We start from the raw sequence: 14,763 nt of genomic DNA, 5'->3' as shown, positions 1-14,763 counted from the left end.
GCGGGCGAGGAAGGGAATCCCATGCATCTGGACTGGAGCGCGCTGGGTGAGGTGGCGCTGGTGAGCGTGGCCGCCACCGTGGGCATCGTCTTCGTCTTCGCGCTCGGCGTCCGCGCGCTGGCCATGGGCGAGGAGACAACCGGGCCGGAGAACGGCGGCAGGGCGGGGCCACTGTCCGTGGCCGTGGCCGTGGCCGGGCTGTGCTTCCTCGCCTGCGCGGTCGTCGTGCTGTACGGGCTGTATCTCATCGTTCCGCAGTTCCACTGAACCCCTGGCACTGAGCCGGTCCTTCCCGGGGGCGGAACCGGGACAGCACGACGCGGCCCCCGCGGTGTGCGGGGGCCGCGCCGTCGTGCCGCATGCCGGTCCTGCTCTGTGCCGGTCTTACTCTGTGCTGGTCTTACTCTGTGCTGGTCGTGCTCTGTGCCGCTCTGCGGGTGAGGAGCCGTCAGCGGTCGCGGTACGACGTGACGTATCCGGCCGCCGGACTGCCGACTCCGGTCACGTTGTCGTACCCGACGACCGACGACAGCGAGCTGTCCTTGCCGAGGGTGCGCAGCGAGGTCTTGATTCCGTCCGTGTTGTCGAAACCATTGACGAAGTCGTTGCGTACGACCGCGACATCACGGCCGGCGCCCAGCGGGTGGTCGGTCACGTCGTGGTAGGCCGACGTGCCGTACCGCTGGTAGATCCCCGGGTTGGCGAAGCCGATCGGGAGACCGTGGTGCGCCTCCTGCGCCAGTGCCTGGACGCCCGCGATGACCGGTGCGGCCAGCGAGGTGCCCCCGATGCGGTACTCGTCGTAGCCCAGCGTCCCGTCGGGGAGCGTCTGGGTCTGGCCGACGAGGAAGCCGGTGTTCGGGTCGGCCACGGCCGAGATGTCCGGGACGACGCGCATCGGCGCCCCACCGTTCGCCGTGGCGAGGGCGTCCGGGACGGTGCCCTTCTGGTAGTACGGCTGCGGCACGGCCGCGCTGGTGCCGCCGCCCGCGCCCGAGGTGTAGGCGCCGGGGAAGCCGGTCCAGTTGTGGTCGGCGCCCAGGCCCGCCTGGAGCGTGCCCCAGCCGGTCTCCCACTGGTACGTGCCCTGTTTGCCGACGTTGAGCGAGGTACCGCCGACCGCCGTCACCCAGGCGGAGTTGGCCGGGACGTCGACCTGCTTCGTACCGGTGCCCGCGACGTTGTCGCCGGAGTCGCCGGAGGAGAAGTAGAAGCCGATGCCCTCGACGGCGCCCAGCTGGAACACCTGGTCGTAGGCGGCCGCCAGAGCCGGTGTCTGGTTGGCCTCCACGTCGCCCCACGAGTTGGAGACGATGTCGGCGAGGTGTCCGTCGACGATGCCGCTGAGCGAGTCCAGCAGATCGTCGTCGTAGCACGAGGCCGCGCCGACGTAGGTGATGTCGGCGTCGGGTGCCACCGCGTGCACGGCCTCGACGTCGAGGGTCTCCTCGCCGTACCAGCCGGAGGCGCCGCAGTCCTCGGTGCTGTTGTAGTCGGCGGGCAGCACCTGGGAGAGCTGGCCCGCGCGGTAGTTCTTGTCACCGTTGCGCTTGGCGTACTTCTTGCCGTCCTGCGCGATGGTGGGCGAGGCGTACGCGTCCGTGATGGCGACGGTGACGCCCTTGCCGGTGAAGTTCTTCGCTCCGTAGGCGGAACGCAGTTCCTTGCCGGTGTAGCCCTTGATCGCGAACGGCGCCTTCGAACCGTAGGCCGACGGGAGGGACTTGTCGGTCTTCGAGCCGAAGTACGTCGAGAAGGGACCGGCGTTGCGGAAGACCGCGTCCGGCGGCGGCAGCGTCTCGTCGTGCTTCACCATGTGCGGCGCGTTGTCGAGGCCCGTGACGGTGAGCACCGCTCCGTGCAGCGAACCGGGTACCGAGGGCGTCGTCGAGGGCGCGCGGTACGTGCTCTTGCCCTTGGTGTAGTTGTGCAGCTGGGTGGAGAAAGCCTTCTCCACCGCCGCTGTCGACCCGCTCACGGTCAGGTGGTGCCGGGTCGAGCCGGTCACCTTCAGCCCGGACGACGTCAGCCAGGCGGTGACCTCGGCGATCTGCTGCTTCGTCGCTCCGAAGCGCGCGTCGGCCTGCTTGGCGCTCAAGTACGCGCCGTACGAGGCGGAGTTCGGGTCGGACACCTCCTTGGCGTACTGCGCCAGACCGGCGGCGTCGCGTCCCGCCAGGTAGACGCGGGCCGTGACCTGGCCGGAGTCGGGCGTGCTGCCCTTGTCCGCCTTCGCGGTCGCCCACAGCGGCTTGGCGCCGTGGAGTGTGTCGCGCCCGGCGGGACCGGTGTCGGCCCCCGCGGACGGTGTGCCGAGTGCCAGGGCACCGACGACCAGCGGCAGTGCCGCCGCCATGGTCATTCCGGTGCGCAGGCGCGATCGGCTGGATCTCATAGAACCCCCTGCGTTGCGAGTGAACGCGTGTGACAGGCGCGGAAGTTGGTAGTCACACGCAATGTGCCACTCTGTCGATCAAACGTTCATAACGGGGACATGTGTTGGCCAAAGGAACACCAATGACGTGTCATGTCCCTCCCAAGTGATCGATTGGGGAGAGGATCCGCGATGCCGGGACCGGGCCGTCGGGAGGGCGCCCGGGCACCGGACGCACCGGATGCCCGGCCGGGGCGGTGTGACACTGCGGTCCACCGCACCGGCCGGTTCTCCGGGGTGGTGCGGCTACCCGGTGACGGACTCCTCCGCCGGGAGAACGTTGCTGCGGGTCAGCTTCGCGTACCACTTGGCGCTGGACTTCGGCGTCCTGCGCTGCGACGCGTAGTCGACGTAGACCGTACCGAAGCGCTTGCCGTAGCCGTACGACCACTCGAAGTTGTCCAGGAGCGACCAGAGGAAATAGCCGCGGATGTCGACGCCCGCCTCGATGGCCCGGTGGACGGCGGTCAGGTGCCGGCGCAGGTACGCGATCCGCTCCGGGTCCCTGACCTCGCCGTCGGGTGCGGCGTAGTCGTCGAAGGCCGCGCCGTTCTCGGTGATCATCACCGGCAGGTCCGGGTGGTCCTTCTTGACGCGCAGCAGCAGTTCGTACAGGCCGCTCGGGTCGATCGTCCAGCCCATGGCGGTCCGGTCACCGGGGGTCTGGTGGAAGGCGACGCTGTCCGCCGCGGGCCAGGGGCTGTGCTCGCTCGCGCCGTGGCCGTCGGATCCGTGGACGGCCGGGCCCGAATGGTGGGAGACCAGCGTCGGCGAGTAGTAGTTGACGCCGAGGAAGTCCAGCGGCTGGTGGATGAGTCCGACATCGCCGTCCTGCACGAACGACCAGTCGGTGTGCTGTGCGGTGTCTTCCATGACGTCGGCCGGATAGGCGCCGTCCAGCATCGGTCCGGTGAAGACCCGGTTGGCCGTGCCGTCGATACGGCGGGCCGCGTCGGCGTCCGCCGGGCCCTCGGTCAGCGGCCGTACGTGGTGCAGGTTGAGGGTGACGGACACCTTGGCGTCGGACGGCAGCCGGTCCCGCAGTTCCCTGACCGCGAGGCCGTGGCCGAGGTTGAGGTGGTGGGCCGCGCGCAGGGAGTCCGCGGCGTTGGTGCGGCCGGGGGCGTGCACGCCGGATCCGTAGCCCAGGAACGCGCTGCACCAGGGCTCGTTGAGGGTGGTCCAGGTCTTCACCCGGTCGCCCAGGGCGTCGGCGACGATGCCCGCGTACTCGGCGAAGCGGTAGGCGGTCGCGCGCTCGGGCCAGCCGCCCGCGTCCTCCAGCTCCTGGGGCAGGTCCCAGTGGTAGAGCGTGACGACCGGCTGGATTCCCTTCTCCAGCAGGCCGTCGGTCAGCCGCTGGTAGAAGTCGAGGCCCTTCGCGGACGCGGGACCGCTGCCGGTGGGCTGGACCCGGGGCCAGGACACCGACAGGCGGTAGGCGCCGACCCCGAGATCGGACATGATCTCGATGTCCTCCGGCCAGCGGTGGTAGTGGTCGGTCGCGATGTCACCGGTGTCGCCGTTGCGTACCCGGCCCGGAGTGTGGGAGTAGACGTCCCAGATGGACGGCGTACGGCCGTCCTCCCGGGCCGCGCCTTCGATCTGGTACGCGGCGGTCGCCGTCCCCCAGAGGAAACCGGGCGGGAAGCTGAGTGCTGAGGTGGCCACAAGGGTCCTTCCACGGGTGAAGTGTGCGTGTGCGACGGGGTGTCGGGCAGGCGGCGGCCGCACGGAGCGGTGCGCGTGCGGCGGTGTGGTGTGATGTGGTGCGGCTGTGCGGTGTGACGGTGTGGTGTGGAGCGATGCGTGCGGCGGGCCCGGGATCAGCCCTTGACGGCGCCCTGCATGATGCCGCCGACGATCTGCCGGCCGAAGACGATGAACATCGCCAGCAGCGGCAGAGTGCCGAGGAGCGCTCCCGCCATGATGACCGACTGGTCCCTCACGTACCCGGCACTGAGCTGGGTCAGAGCGACAGGGACCGTCGGGTTGGTCATGTCCAGCGCGATGAAGGGCCAGAAGAAGTCGTTCCACGCGTGCACGAAAGTGATCATGAACAGCACGGCCATCGGCGGGCGGGCGATGGGCAGGACGATGCTCCAGAAGATGCGCAGTGAGTGGGCCCCGTCCAGCCGTCCGGCCTCGATCAGCTCGTCGGGCAGGGCTTCCTTCAGGTACTGGCGCATGAAGAACACGCCGACCGCGCTGACCAGCGTCGGGAAGATGACGGAGGGCAGCGACTGCCCCCAGCCGAGATCGGCCATCATCATGAACAGCGGTACGACACCGAGCTGCGGCGGGACCATCATCGTGCCGATGACCAGCATCAGCAGGAGGTTGCGGCCTCTGAACCTGAGCTTGGCGAAGGCGAAGCCGGCCAGCGTGGCGAAGAAGACCGTGGCGAGCGCGATCGTTCCCGCCACGATCATGCTGTTCAGCATCGCCTGCCCCATCGAGGCTTCCCGCCACGCCCGGCCCAGGTTTTCGAACAGGTTCGGACCGGGCACGAAGGGCGGCGGGGTCTGCGACACCCGGGTGTTGTCCGTGGAGGCGGCCACCATCGTCCAGTACAGCGGGAAGAGGGAGGCCAGCGCGGCGATACCGAGCAGGATGTAGGCGAGGGGACCCGCGTGGTGCTGGCGTCCGGCGCCCGGCCGCAGTGCGCGGCTGAACCGGCGGGCGGGGGCCGCGGCGGGCGGGTTCAGGTCGCGCGCCTGCGGCCGGACCTGTGCGATGTCGGTGGTCATGGGGCTGCGGCTCCCTGGTCAGGACGTACGGGACGTGAAGCGCGCGATGACACGCTGCAGGACGAAGATGACGATGAGGATGAGGAACATGGCCCAGGCGATCGTCGCCGCCCGGCCCATCTGGTAGTTCTTCCATCCCTCTTCGTAGAGCAGCAGCCCCAGCGTCTGGTACTGGTTGTCCGCGCCGCCGGTGATGCCGTTGGGGCCCTGACCGAAGATCATCGGTTCGCCGAAGAGCTGGGTCGCGCCGATCGTGGACAGCACGATGGTGAAGACGATCGTCGCGCTGATGCCGGGCACGGTCACCTTGCGGAACTGCTGCCAGCGGGAGGCGCCGTCGATGGCCGCGGCCTCGTACAGGTCCTTGGGGATGGCCTGCATGGCGGCCAGGTAGAGCAGGGCGTTGTAGCCGGTCCAGCGCCAGATCACGATGGTGGAGATGGCGAACTGGGCGGGCCACTTCTCGCTCTCCCAGGCGATGCCGTCGAAACCGACGAGGTTGAGTGCCCAGTTGACCATGCCGAAGTCGCGCTCGAAGAGCATGGAGAAGACCAGTGCGGCGGCACCGATGGAGGTCGCGTACGGGGTCAGGACGGCCACCCGGAAGAACACCGAGCCGCGCAGGGTGTAGTTCAGCAGGTGTGCCAGGCCCAGGGCCATCAACAGCTGGGGGACGGTGGAGATGACACCGATGGTGAAGGTGTTGCTCAGCGCGTTCCAGAACCGGTCGTCCTCGAAGAGTTCCGTGAAGTTGGCGAGCCCGCGCCACTCCATCAGATCCATCGAGGACAGTTCGACGCGGTGCAGCGAGATCCAGAAGGTGTACAGCAGCGGGTAGAGGCCGAAGGCGCCGAAGATGAGGAAGAACGGTGCGACGAAGGCGTACGGCACCGTCCCGAGGTCCAGGCGGTGAAGGATGTTGCGCCGCGACTGCCGGGAGTCCCCGCCGTCGGCGCCGCCCTTTCCGGGATGACCGGCTGAGGCGGGGTGCGGCTGCCCGCCCATGGGGGCTGCCGGGGTGGAGGTGGCCACTCGGGCTTCCTTCCGTGGAGTGCTCGGTGGAGCGGGTGAGGGTGAGGTGGTGGAGCGGCGGCCGGGCCGGGAGGGGCACCGGCCGCCGGAGGCTCGGGGCGGCCGGACCGGCCGGGATCAGGTCCGGCCGGGTCCGGCGGCCCCGCGAGTCAGCCGGCCAGCTTCCGGATGCGCTCGTCCGTGGTCTTCCACGCCTCGTCGGGGCTCTTGCCCTCCTCCATCAGCTGGAGGCCCGCAGTGAAGGTGTCCTTGATCGTGCCGTCCTTGCGGCCCAGCACCTGCTTGGACGGGATCTGCTTCGCCGCCTCGCCGAAGATCTTGCCGATCGGCGCGTCACTGAAGTACGCGGACGTGCCGTTGGCGACCTCGGGCATGTCGATCGCGGTCTTCGAGGACGGGAAGTTTCCGAGCTTCTCGAAGAGGTACGCCTGCTGTTCGGGCGCGGTCAGCCAGGTGATGAGCTTCTTGGCCTCTTCCTTGACCGGGCTGTTCTCCATCACACCGAGGAACGAGCCGCCCCAGTTGGCACCCTGCGGGGCCTTGGCGACATCCCACTTGCCCTTGTTCGCGGGACCGGCCTTCTCGGAGATGTGTGCGAGCATCCAGGCGGGGCAGACGGTGGTGGCGAAGGTTCCATTGGCCAGGCCCGGGTCCCAACCCGGCTGGAACTGACGCAGCTTGGCGGTCAGTCCCTCCTTCGCGGCGTCGGAGGACAGGTCCCAGGCCTGCTTGACGACCGGGTTGTCCTGGTAGATGAGCTTGCCGTCCTCGTCGTAGAACTGCTTCTCATCGCCGTAGATCATCGCGTTGAACAGGCCGCTGCTGCTGTCCATGTAGGACACCTTGTCCGCCTTGGACTTCGCCTTGAAGTCGCGGCCGACCTGGATGTACTTGGCCCAGTCGCCGGCCCACAGCTTCCCGACCTCGGTGCGGTCGGTGGGCAGGCCCGCCTGCTCGAACAGGTCCTTGCGGTAGCAGACCGCCATCGGGCCGATGTCGGTGCCGAGACCGAGCACCTTGCCGTCCTTGGTGGAGACCTGGTTCTCCTTCCACGGCAGGAAGCTGTCGATGCCCGACGTCTTGGAGAGGTCCGCGAACTTGTCGGCCTGAGTGTCGACGAGTTCCTTGGCGCGGCCGATCTCTATGCCCTGGATGTCCTTCAGGCCGCTGCCCGCGGCGAAGTGTGTCTGCAGCGCGGTGTAGTACGTCTGCTCGTCACCGGCCACATCGGCCTCGATGGTGATGTCGGGATTTTCCTTCATGTAGCGGTCGAGGAGATCGGTCTCCTTGAACCCCATGACCCCGAAAAGTCCCATGCTGATGACGGTCTTGCCGTCCTTGGTTCGTGCCTTGCCCGAGTCGTCGCTGCTTCCGCAGCCGGCGACGAGGACGAGGGACACGGCAGCCGCGGTAACGGATGCGAGGGTGGAACCGAAGCGCTTACGGGCAGTGCCCATGGCTTCCTCCTTGCAGCGGCGCCCTGACGCGCGTCGCTGCGCTCACGGTGAGTAGAACTGACGACCCGTCTGCGCCGAAAACTGGGAGCGCTCCCAACGGGTTGTGGAAGACTCTCCAGAGACGCGAGCACTGTCAAGAGTCGAAGACGTTTCCGTTGCAGGAATGTGTCCAAGGTCTGAAGTCGCGTCATCAGCACACAAATCACACGCCACAATCCCCTGGTGAACGCCGCACACCGCACCGGGGCGAGAGTCAGGAGACGTGATGGGCAGCCGTCGACGGCAGAGTCAGAGGCCAACTCTTGAAGCGGTCGCCCAACTGGCGGGCGTGGGAAGGGGAACGGTCTCCCGGGTCGTCAACGGCGCCCCGGGCGTGAGCGCACGGGCCAGGGCCGTTGTGGAAGCCGCCATCGCCGAGCTGAACTATGTGCCGAATCCGGCCGCCCGCTCCCTGGTCACCAGCAGGACCGACAGCATCGCTCTGGTGATCCCGGAGTCGGAACAGCGGCTGGCGGACGAGCCGTACTTCTCCGCCGTCATCCGCGGTGTGTGCACCGAACTGGCGGAAACCGAGCTTCAGTTGCTGCTCATTCTCGTACGCGACGAACGCGAGCTGAAACGCCTGACGCGGTTCGTCGAGGCACGCCGTGTGGACGGTGTGCTGCTGGTCTCGGTCCACCAGGACGACCCACTGCCGGCGCTCCTGGAGGAACTGCAGATCCCGACCGTTCTCGCGGGCCGGCGCACACCCGGCGAATCACTCAGCCACGTGCACTCCGACAACCTCGGCGGGGCCGCGCAGGCCGTTCGCCACCTGCTCGACCAGGGGCGTACCGAGATAGCCACGATCACCGGCCCCCTGGACATGGACGTCGGCCGCAGTCGCCTCCAGGGCTGGCGCGACGCCCATACGGAGCGGGGGGCCGAGCCCGACGAACTGCTCGCCGTACCAGGCGACTTCACCGAGGAGGGCGGCCGCGCGGCGATGGCCGGGCTGCTCGGAAGGCGCCCGGGCCTCGACGCTGTGTTCGCCGCGTCCGACGTCATGGCCGCCGGCGCGCTGACGGAGCTGCGGGAGCGCGGGCGGCGCGTCCCGGAGGACGTGGCGGTCGTCGGCTTCGACGACTCGCCCATCGCGCGCCACACCGTCCCGCCACTGACCAGCGTCTGCCAGCCCATCGAAGAGATCGGACGCAGCATCACACGCCTGCTGCTGGCAGAGATCGAGGACCCCGCCGGACCGCGCAGACACCTCACACTGCCGACGACTCTGACGCAGCGTCAGACGACCTGAGAAGAGGCGTGCGACCGCTCCGGGAAGGGGTGTGGGAGCGCCCGGATGCGTAGATCATCTACGCACATGGCAGCAGACGACAATGACCCATCGGATCGGAGTGGGTACGCAGATCGCAGCAGGCCGGAGGTTCACGATGACCGCGCCGGACACCGGCGCGTGCAAATCCCGACCGGGTCATCGGTCTCACGGCCGGGATGCGGAATCGCGCGACACGCCGTCGCGATCGTACTATTTGCCTCTTAGATCCCGATTTGCAACAAGTTCGTAACACGCCACGCGTCTCCACCCCCGCCGCCCGGGTTCCCGGGGTCGAATAAGGCGACGCCTGACCAGCGTCAGCCAAGTGACAGAGAACAACGAAGAAATCGGGGAATGACATGAAACTCATTCAGCGTGGCGTGGTGTCGGGAATCCTCGCGGCCGGCCTCGTGGGCGGGACCGCTCTCGTCGCACCGCAGGCGGGCGCGTCGGCGCCGGCCGGGGCCTCGCCGGCGCGGGCCGTGGCGACCCAGGCCACGTACGGCGGCGAGTGCGGCCCCGGCTACACGGTGGTCAACTCGGCGGAGGTCGGGAAGCTCGGCACCGTCTTCCTGACGTACGACCGCGTCACCGGCAACAACTGCGTGGTGACGCTGCGCACCAGGACCGGCACCAGGGTCTGGATGGTCGCCTCCCTCCGTGTCGCGGGGTCCGGGCAGGGTGTGAGCGACTCGGGCTACTACACCAAGTACGCCGGTCCGGTCTCCGCGAAGGCAGCCGGCAAGTGCGTCAGCTGGTACGGCGTCATCGGTTCGGAGAGGGGCGGCAAGGACAACACGAACTGCGGCACCCTGTCGCAGGACCAGAGCAGCTGAGTTCGCGGGCCGCGTCCTTCCCGGGCCCGGCCCGTTCAGCCCCGCTTCTCCGTCGGGTCCGGCCGCTGACCGGACCCGGCGGGGAGGCGCCTGTGTGCCGGGGTGAAGCGTGGTTCGGGGCGGTCTTGGCGCCTCAGGCGGACGTCGCGCCTCGGGCTGTCTTGACGCCTCAGGCAGACGTCGCGAAGGCGTCGACTCCGGTGAGTTCGGCGGACAGCCGCCACAGCCGCGCGGCCTGCTCGGGGTCGGTCGCGTACGCCCGTACTCCACCGGCCGTGTCGGCGCTGCCGGGTTCGGCGATGTCGCAGTCCTCGCAGTAGACCCCGCCCATGTCCGTCAGCCGGGGGGACGTCGCCGCCCACACCTGCGTGGCGGCGCCCGCCTCAGGGCTCTTGAACGCGGGGTTGACCGGCTTGCCGTCCTCGTCGATCCAGCCGGCGGCCCTCATCTCCTCCTGGGTGAGGTGGCGCTGAAGCGGTGTGAGAATGCCGCCGGGGTGGACGGAGAAGGCGCGGACTCCCGACTCACGGGCGAACGCGTCGAGCTGTACGGCGAACAGGGCGTTGCTCGTCTTCGCCTGGCCGTAGGCCTCCCACTTGTCGTATCCCCGTTCGAACTGGACGTCGTCCCAGCGGACGGCCGAACGGCGGTGACCGCCCGAGGACACCGCGACGACGCGGGCACCGCTCGCGACGGCCGGCCAGAGACGGTTCACGAGTGCGAAGTGGCCGAGGTGGTTGGTCGCGAACTGCGCCTCCCATCCGGGGCCGACCCGGGTCTCGGGGCAGGCCATGATCGCGGCGTTGTTGATGATGATGCCGATGTCCCGGCCGGAGGCGAGGAAGCGGTCCGCGAAGGCGCGGACGCTGTCGAGGTCGGCGAGGTCCAGCTCGTCGACCTCGACGCCGTCCAGGGCCCCGAGGGCCTCCCGCGCCGCCCCGGGCCTGCGGGCGGGAACGACGACCTGGGCGCCCGCGCCGGCGAGCGCCCTGGTCGTTTCGAGGCCGAGGCCCGAGTAGCCGCCGGTCACGATCGCGAGCTTTCCGGTGAGGTCGGTACCGCGCAGGACCTCCGCCGCGGTGGTTGCGGCGCCGAACCCTGATCCGATCTTGTGCTGGGGCGTAGTCATGTTCCCGAGGCTACGAATTGGAGTGCGCTCGAAGTCAATCCGACCGCACCGCTCCCGCCCGGTTTCACCCCGCCGAGGGGTTGTCGCGGAGGCCGCCGGAGGGGCCGCCGGAGGGGCCCGGACGAGCGAGTGTCGAATTCACCAGCGGGTCCCGGGGCGCGAACCGCCCACGATCGGGTCAGTGATGTCCGGTTGGAGCAAGGCAACTGCTAGGCAGGGACGTTGTTGCCCGACTAGGAGCCATGGAGTCACTCTTGTCCATCGAAGCCGTCCTCGCCCAGGGCCAGGAATCACCCGGCGCTCGCCCGCTGATCCCGGGACAGGCGACCGAGGGAAGAGGAGGCGGCCAGGCGGGCCGGGTGGAAGAGCGGGACCTCACGTTCGACGGCTTCCGCTACACCTGCCGCATCGTCCACCAGGACAGTCCGCTGACCGAGCCGGTGCTTGTGCTGGGCGGTTCCTCCCAGGACCGCAACTCCTGGGTGCGGCACGAGAAATGGCTGAGCCCGCTGGGCCAGGTGATCACCGTGGACCTGCCCGGCTACGGCACCGCGGACTTCCTTCCCGCGACGTACGGTGTCGACTTCCTGGCCGCCGCCCTCCGGCACCTGCTGACCGAACTGGGGGTGGAGCGGGTCAACCTGGTCGCCGCCTGCTACGGCGGATCCCTGGCACTGCGGTTCGCCCAGAACTGTCCCGGGATGGTCGCCCGGCTGATGCTGGTCGGTATGACCACCAGGATCCCGCCGGACTACGCGGCGGCGATGAAGCGCTGGTCCGTCATGATCGATCGCGGCGAGACCGAGATCATCGCCCGCGAACTGGCCGACCATTTCATGTCACCGCCCGGCACAGGTCGCGTACGCAAACACGCGGCCGTGTCCCGTCTCGTCTACCAGCAGATCGCCGGGCAGGATCCCGAGCAGCTGAGGAAGTCGGCCGAGCACAACACCCGGCTGATGCGGCACGACTGGTACCGCCCAGGGCCGGTGCCGGCCGTGCCGAGTCTGGTGGTCACCGGTGAGCACGACACACTGTGCACACCCGCCATGGGGCGCGAGGTGGCCGCGGAGCTGCCCGAGGCACGCTTCCTCACCATCACCGAGACCGATCACCTGGCCCCGGTGGAGCGCATCGCGGACTTCGCCGATCTCGTCGCCAGGTTCTGCACGGACCGCCCGCTGGACGGGCTCGCGTACTGCAGCGAGCCCGAGACGTACGGGACGGCCGTGGCCCCGAGGTAACGCCCTTGGCGCGCTCGGCTGTTCAGCGGATCTCTTGGTCGCAGGGCCGCACACCAGAAGAGTCCGCCCGTGCGGGCACGACCGCATCCGGCTGCCCGGCGTGACGGCCGACCTGCGTCAGGCCCCTCGGACGGGGCGGCCGAAGCGTACCGGGACTCCGGGTGAGAAGAGCACGCTCACCGGATCCCCGGACGGCTCGGGCAGACCCGCCGCGGTCAGCAGATTCCCGGTGCACTCGGTCAGCTCGGCGCGGTGCAGCGGCCAGCGCGGGTGTGTGTTCGGCAGGAAGCGGGGGCGTCCCCGGGCTGTGGTGGTGTGCAGCCCCCAGCGGGCTGTCAGGAAGTGTTCGAGGGCGCTCGGCTCCGCTACGGGTCCGCCGATCCGTACGGCGATCCGGCTGTGCGCGCCCCGTGGCCCGGGCAGCCTTCTGGAACTGGTGTACGTGAGTGTGTCGCCGTCACGGTCGACCGTCATCCGGGACCAGGCGTAGGGCAGCCGGAAGGGCCACCTGCCCACGGCCACGGGGATGAGCCGCGCCGCGTCGAGGGAGCGGAAGGTGACACCGCGCCGCCCGTGCCCGTCGACCGAGTAGAGCCGTACGTTCGTCTCCGGAAAGGTACCCAGATACGGGAGCCCCGGCAGGCCCAGCAAGCCGATCCGGTACATGCGGAAGGCGATGAGTCCCGCGTACGTGAGGCCGTCGAAGGTGTCGGGGACCGTGCCGGCCGGCAGCAGGGGCGCGACGTCCGCGGGATCCACCGCCCAGTGCAGAGACGTCAGATCCAGCCAGGACTGGGTGAGCAGCGGCTTCGGCTCCGGCCCCGGCGGATCGGGCGTGACCGGTTCGGGTAGACGGGCGGTGTGCGGCACCCGGCCAGCATGGCAGAGGACCCGCCCGTCCGCCCGGACTCCGGACGGGCGGGTCCCGCGCCTGACGTACCGAACGCCCCCGGAAGGACCCCGACCGTTCTACGGCTTACCGGCCAGCTCACGTACCGTCGCCATGTCACTGAAGGGGATGAGCTGTTCACCGACGATCTGGTACGGCTCACTGCCCTTGCCCGCGATCAGGACGATGTCGTCGCGTACCGCGGCTGACAGGGCGAAGGCGATCGCCTTCCGGCGGTCGGCGAGCCGTTCGTAGCGGGCACCGGTCGCGGCCAGGCCCGGGGTGATCTGGTCGAGGATCGTCTCGGGGTCCTCGCCGCGCGGGTTGTCCGAGGTGAGAACGCACAGGTCGGAGTGGGTTCCGGCGATCTCGCCCATCCGGGCCCGCTTGGTGATGTCGCGGTCGCCGCCGCAGCCGAAGACGGTGATGACACGGCCGCGCGCGAAATCGCGGATCGTGGTGAGCACCTTCTCCAGCGAGTCGGGCGAATGCGCGTAATCCACGATGACCGAGGTGCCGCCGGGCGTCTCGTAACGCTCGAACCGCCCGGGGACCGGGGGCATCCGGTCGAGAGCGCCGACCAGGCTCCGCAGATCGTGTCCCAGCAGGTGGCACGCGGCAACGGTGGCCAGCGCGTTGGCAACGGAGAAGCGTCCGGGGACGGGGATCGCGGCGGGATACTTGCGTCCGTCGTGGTGCAGGGTGAAGCGGGTGCCGAGCGCGTCCATGGTGAGGTCCGTGGCGCGGTAGTCGGCCTCCGCGTCAAGGGCGTACGTCGTCACGGCGCCGGGCATCAGCGCGCTGATGCCGGCGCCCACCTCATCGTCGGCGTTGACCACGGCGCGCCGGCAGAGCCCCTGGAACAGACGGAGTTTGGCGTCCCGGTAGTTCTCCATGGTGCCGTGGTCGTCGAGGTGGTCCTGCGTCAGGTTGGTGAAGATGCCGACATCGATGAAGGAGTGGTCGACGCGGTGGTTCAGCAGCCCCATCGAGGTGGCTTCGAGCACGACGGTCGCCACCTCGCGGTCGCGCATCACGCCCAGCAGGTACTGGAAGTCCGGCGATTCGGGGGTGGTCAGCACCGACCTGGGCATGGGGATCAGTTCGTCGCCGATCCGGCTGCCCGCGGTGCCGATGACCCCGACCGTGGCACCTTCCGCGAGCCGCAGCACGGACTCGACCATGTACGAGACGGACGTCTTCCCGTTGGTGCCGGTGACGGCGATCATGTCCATCGCGCGCCCGGGCTCGCCGTGGTAACGGGAGGCGACGACCGCGGCCATGACGCGCGTGTCGGGGACCTGTACGACGCATGCGTCCGTGTCCGCCCACACCGAGGCGGGAGGTGCGGGCATCTCGGAGTCGAGCAGTACGGCGACGGCGCCGCGCGCGAGGGCGGGGCCGATGGACTCGGGGCCGCCCTCACGGTGTCCGGGGACCGCGATGAACAGCGCGCCGGGCGTGGCCCGGTGGGCGTCGAAGCAGGTGCCCGCGGTGATCGCCGTCTCCGGATCGCCCCGCAGGATCTCGTGGTCGTGGCCGGCGAGCAAATCGCTCAGCTTCACAGGGGTCCTCTCGAAGGTGCGGCGCGGCGGCCGCCCCTCCGGTCGCCCGAGGGGCACCTGTGGGTACGGCGAACGCGTCGCGGAAGTGGTGCGGGGGTGGGGCGGTACGTGA

The 14,763-nt window shown here is 69.3% G+C and carries 12 protein-coding genes; 4 read left to right on the top strand and 8 right to left on the bottom strand.

The features are described 5' to 3' along the window. Positions 1-21 precede the first annotated feature (21 nt). Complete coding sequence (locus ACIP6N_RS24420; protein ID WP_401818742.1) at positions 22-267, top strand: hypothetical protein; 246 nt, start codon at positions 22-24, stop codon at positions 265-267. A gap of 181 nt (positions 268-448) precedes the next feature. Here ACIP6N_RS24420 and ACIP6N_RS24415 read toward each other — a convergent pair whose 3' ends face one another. The 5 genes from ACIP6N_RS24415 to ACIP6N_RS24395 form a co-directional block, all read right to left on the bottom strand. Continuing rightward, complete coding sequence (locus ACIP6N_RS24415; protein ID WP_401818741.1) at positions 449-2,395, bottom strand: protease pro-enzyme activation domain-containing protein; 1,947 nt, start codon at positions 2,393-2,395, stop codon at positions 449-451. A 285-nt stretch (positions 2,396-2,680) separates the two neighbouring features. After that, on the bottom strand, positions 2,681-4,105 hold the full coding sequence (locus tag ACIP6N_RS24410; protein WP_401818739.1) for a GH1 family beta-glucosidase: 1,425 nt from the start codon (positions 4,103-4,105) through the stop codon (positions 2,681-2,683). A gap of 155 nt (positions 4,106-4,260) precedes the next feature. Beyond that, complete coding sequence (locus ACIP6N_RS24405; RefSeq protein WP_401818736.1) at positions 4,261-5,184, bottom strand: carbohydrate ABC transporter permease; 924 nt, start codon at positions 5,182-5,184, stop codon at positions 4,261-4,263. Positions 5,185-5,202: 18 nt separating this feature from the next. Beyond that, a complete protein-coding gene (locus ACIP6N_RS24400) occupies positions 5,203-6,216 on the bottom strand; it encodes a carbohydrate ABC transporter permease (protein ID WP_401818734.1) in 1,014 nt (337 codons plus the stop codon). 149 nt (positions 6,217-6,365) lie between these two features. Further along, positions 6,366-7,673, bottom strand: coding sequence for an ABC transporter substrate-binding protein (locus tag ACIP6N_RS24395; protein ID WP_401818732.1), 1,308 nt, complete (start codon positions 7,671-7,673; stop codon positions 6,366-6,368). A gap of 265 nt (positions 7,674-7,938) precedes the next feature. Here ACIP6N_RS24395 and ACIP6N_RS24390 point away from each other — a divergent pair, with 265 nt between their 5' ends. Continuing rightward, the gene (locus tag ACIP6N_RS24390; RefSeq protein WP_401818730.1) at positions 7,939-8,967 is read left to right on the top strand and encodes a LacI family DNA-binding transcriptional regulator; all 1,029 of its coding nucleotides are present in this window, start codon (positions 7,939-7,941) and stop codon (positions 8,965-8,967) included. A 380-nt stretch (positions 8,968-9,347) separates the two neighbouring features. Further along, positions 9,348-9,824: a spore-associated protein A gene (locus ACIP6N_RS24385; protein WP_401818728.1), complete on the top strand. Its 477-nt coding sequence runs from the start codon at positions 9,348-9,350 to the stop codon at positions 9,822-9,824. A 169-nt stretch (positions 9,825-9,993) separates the two neighbouring features. On the opposite strand, the gene ACIP6N_RS24380 is transcribed toward ACIP6N_RS24385, so the two are convergent. Beyond that, positions 9,994-10,953, bottom strand: coding sequence for an SDR family NAD(P)-dependent oxidoreductase (locus ACIP6N_RS24380; RefSeq protein ID WP_401818727.1), 960 nt, complete (start codon positions 10,951-10,953; stop codon positions 9,994-9,996). A gap of 242 nt (positions 10,954-11,195) precedes the next feature. Here ACIP6N_RS24380 and ACIP6N_RS24375 point away from each other — a divergent pair, with 242 nt between their 5' ends. Next, entirely contained in the window at positions 11,196-12,197 is a 1,002-nt protein-coding gene (locus ACIP6N_RS24375; protein WP_401818724.1) for an alpha/beta fold hydrolase, read from the top strand. Positions 12,198-12,314: 117 nt separating this feature from the next. Here ACIP6N_RS24375 and ACIP6N_RS24370 read toward each other — a convergent pair whose 3' ends face one another. Continuing rightward, positions 12,315-13,067 (bottom strand): YqjF family protein, encoded by a 753-nt coding sequence (locus ACIP6N_RS24370; RefSeq protein WP_401818723.1) that lies wholly within the window; start codon positions 13,065-13,067, stop codon positions 12,315-12,317. 99 nt (positions 13,068-13,166) lie between these two features. Further along, on the bottom strand, positions 13,167-14,651 hold the full coding sequence (locus tag ACIP6N_RS24365; RefSeq protein ID WP_401818720.1) for a UDP-N-acetylmuramoyl-L-alanyl-D-glutamate--2,6-diaminopimelate ligase: 1,485 nt from the start codon (positions 14,649-14,651) through the stop codon (positions 13,167-13,169). Positions 14,652-14,763: the final 112 nt, after the last annotated feature.

It is taken from the genome of Streptomyces sp. NPDC088725 (assembly GCF_044751305.1).
Lineage (GTDB): Bacteria > Actinomycetota > Actinomycetes > Streptomycetales > Streptomycetaceae > Streptomyces.
This window is presented reverse-complemented; position numbering and strand designations above follow the sequence as displayed.

Coding starts and splice junctions, on each gene's coding strand:
- ACIP6N_RS24405 (WP_401818736.1), bottom strand. CDS start 5,184: ATGACCACCGACATCGCACAGGTCCGGCCGCAGGCGCGCGACCTGAAC.
- ACIP6N_RS24420 (WP_401818742.1), top strand. CDS start 22: ATGCATCTGGACTGGAGCGCGCTGGGTGAGGTGGCGCTGGTGAGCGTG.
- ACIP6N_RS24385 (WP_401818728.1), top strand. CDS start 9,348: ATGAAACTCATTCAGCGTGGCGTGGTGTCGGGAATCCTCGCGGCCGGC.
- ACIP6N_RS24375 (WP_401818724.1), top strand. CDS start 11,196: ATGGAGTCACTCTTGTCCATCGAAGCCGTCCTCGCCCAGGGCCAGGAA.
- ACIP6N_RS24380 (WP_401818727.1), bottom strand. CDS start 10,953: ATGACTACGCCCCAGCACAAGATCGGATCAGGGTTCGGCGCCGCAACC.
- ACIP6N_RS24395 (WP_401818732.1), bottom strand. CDS start 7,673: ATGGGCACTGCCCGTAAGCGCTTCGGTTCCACCCTCGCATCCGTTACC.
- ACIP6N_RS24390 (WP_401818730.1), top strand. CDS start 7,939: ATGGGCAGCCGTCGACGGCAGAGTCAGAGGCCAACTCTTGAAGCGGTC.
- ACIP6N_RS24415 (WP_401818741.1), bottom strand. CDS start 2,395: ATGAGATCCAGCCGATCGCGCCTGCGCACCGGAATGACCATGGCGGCG.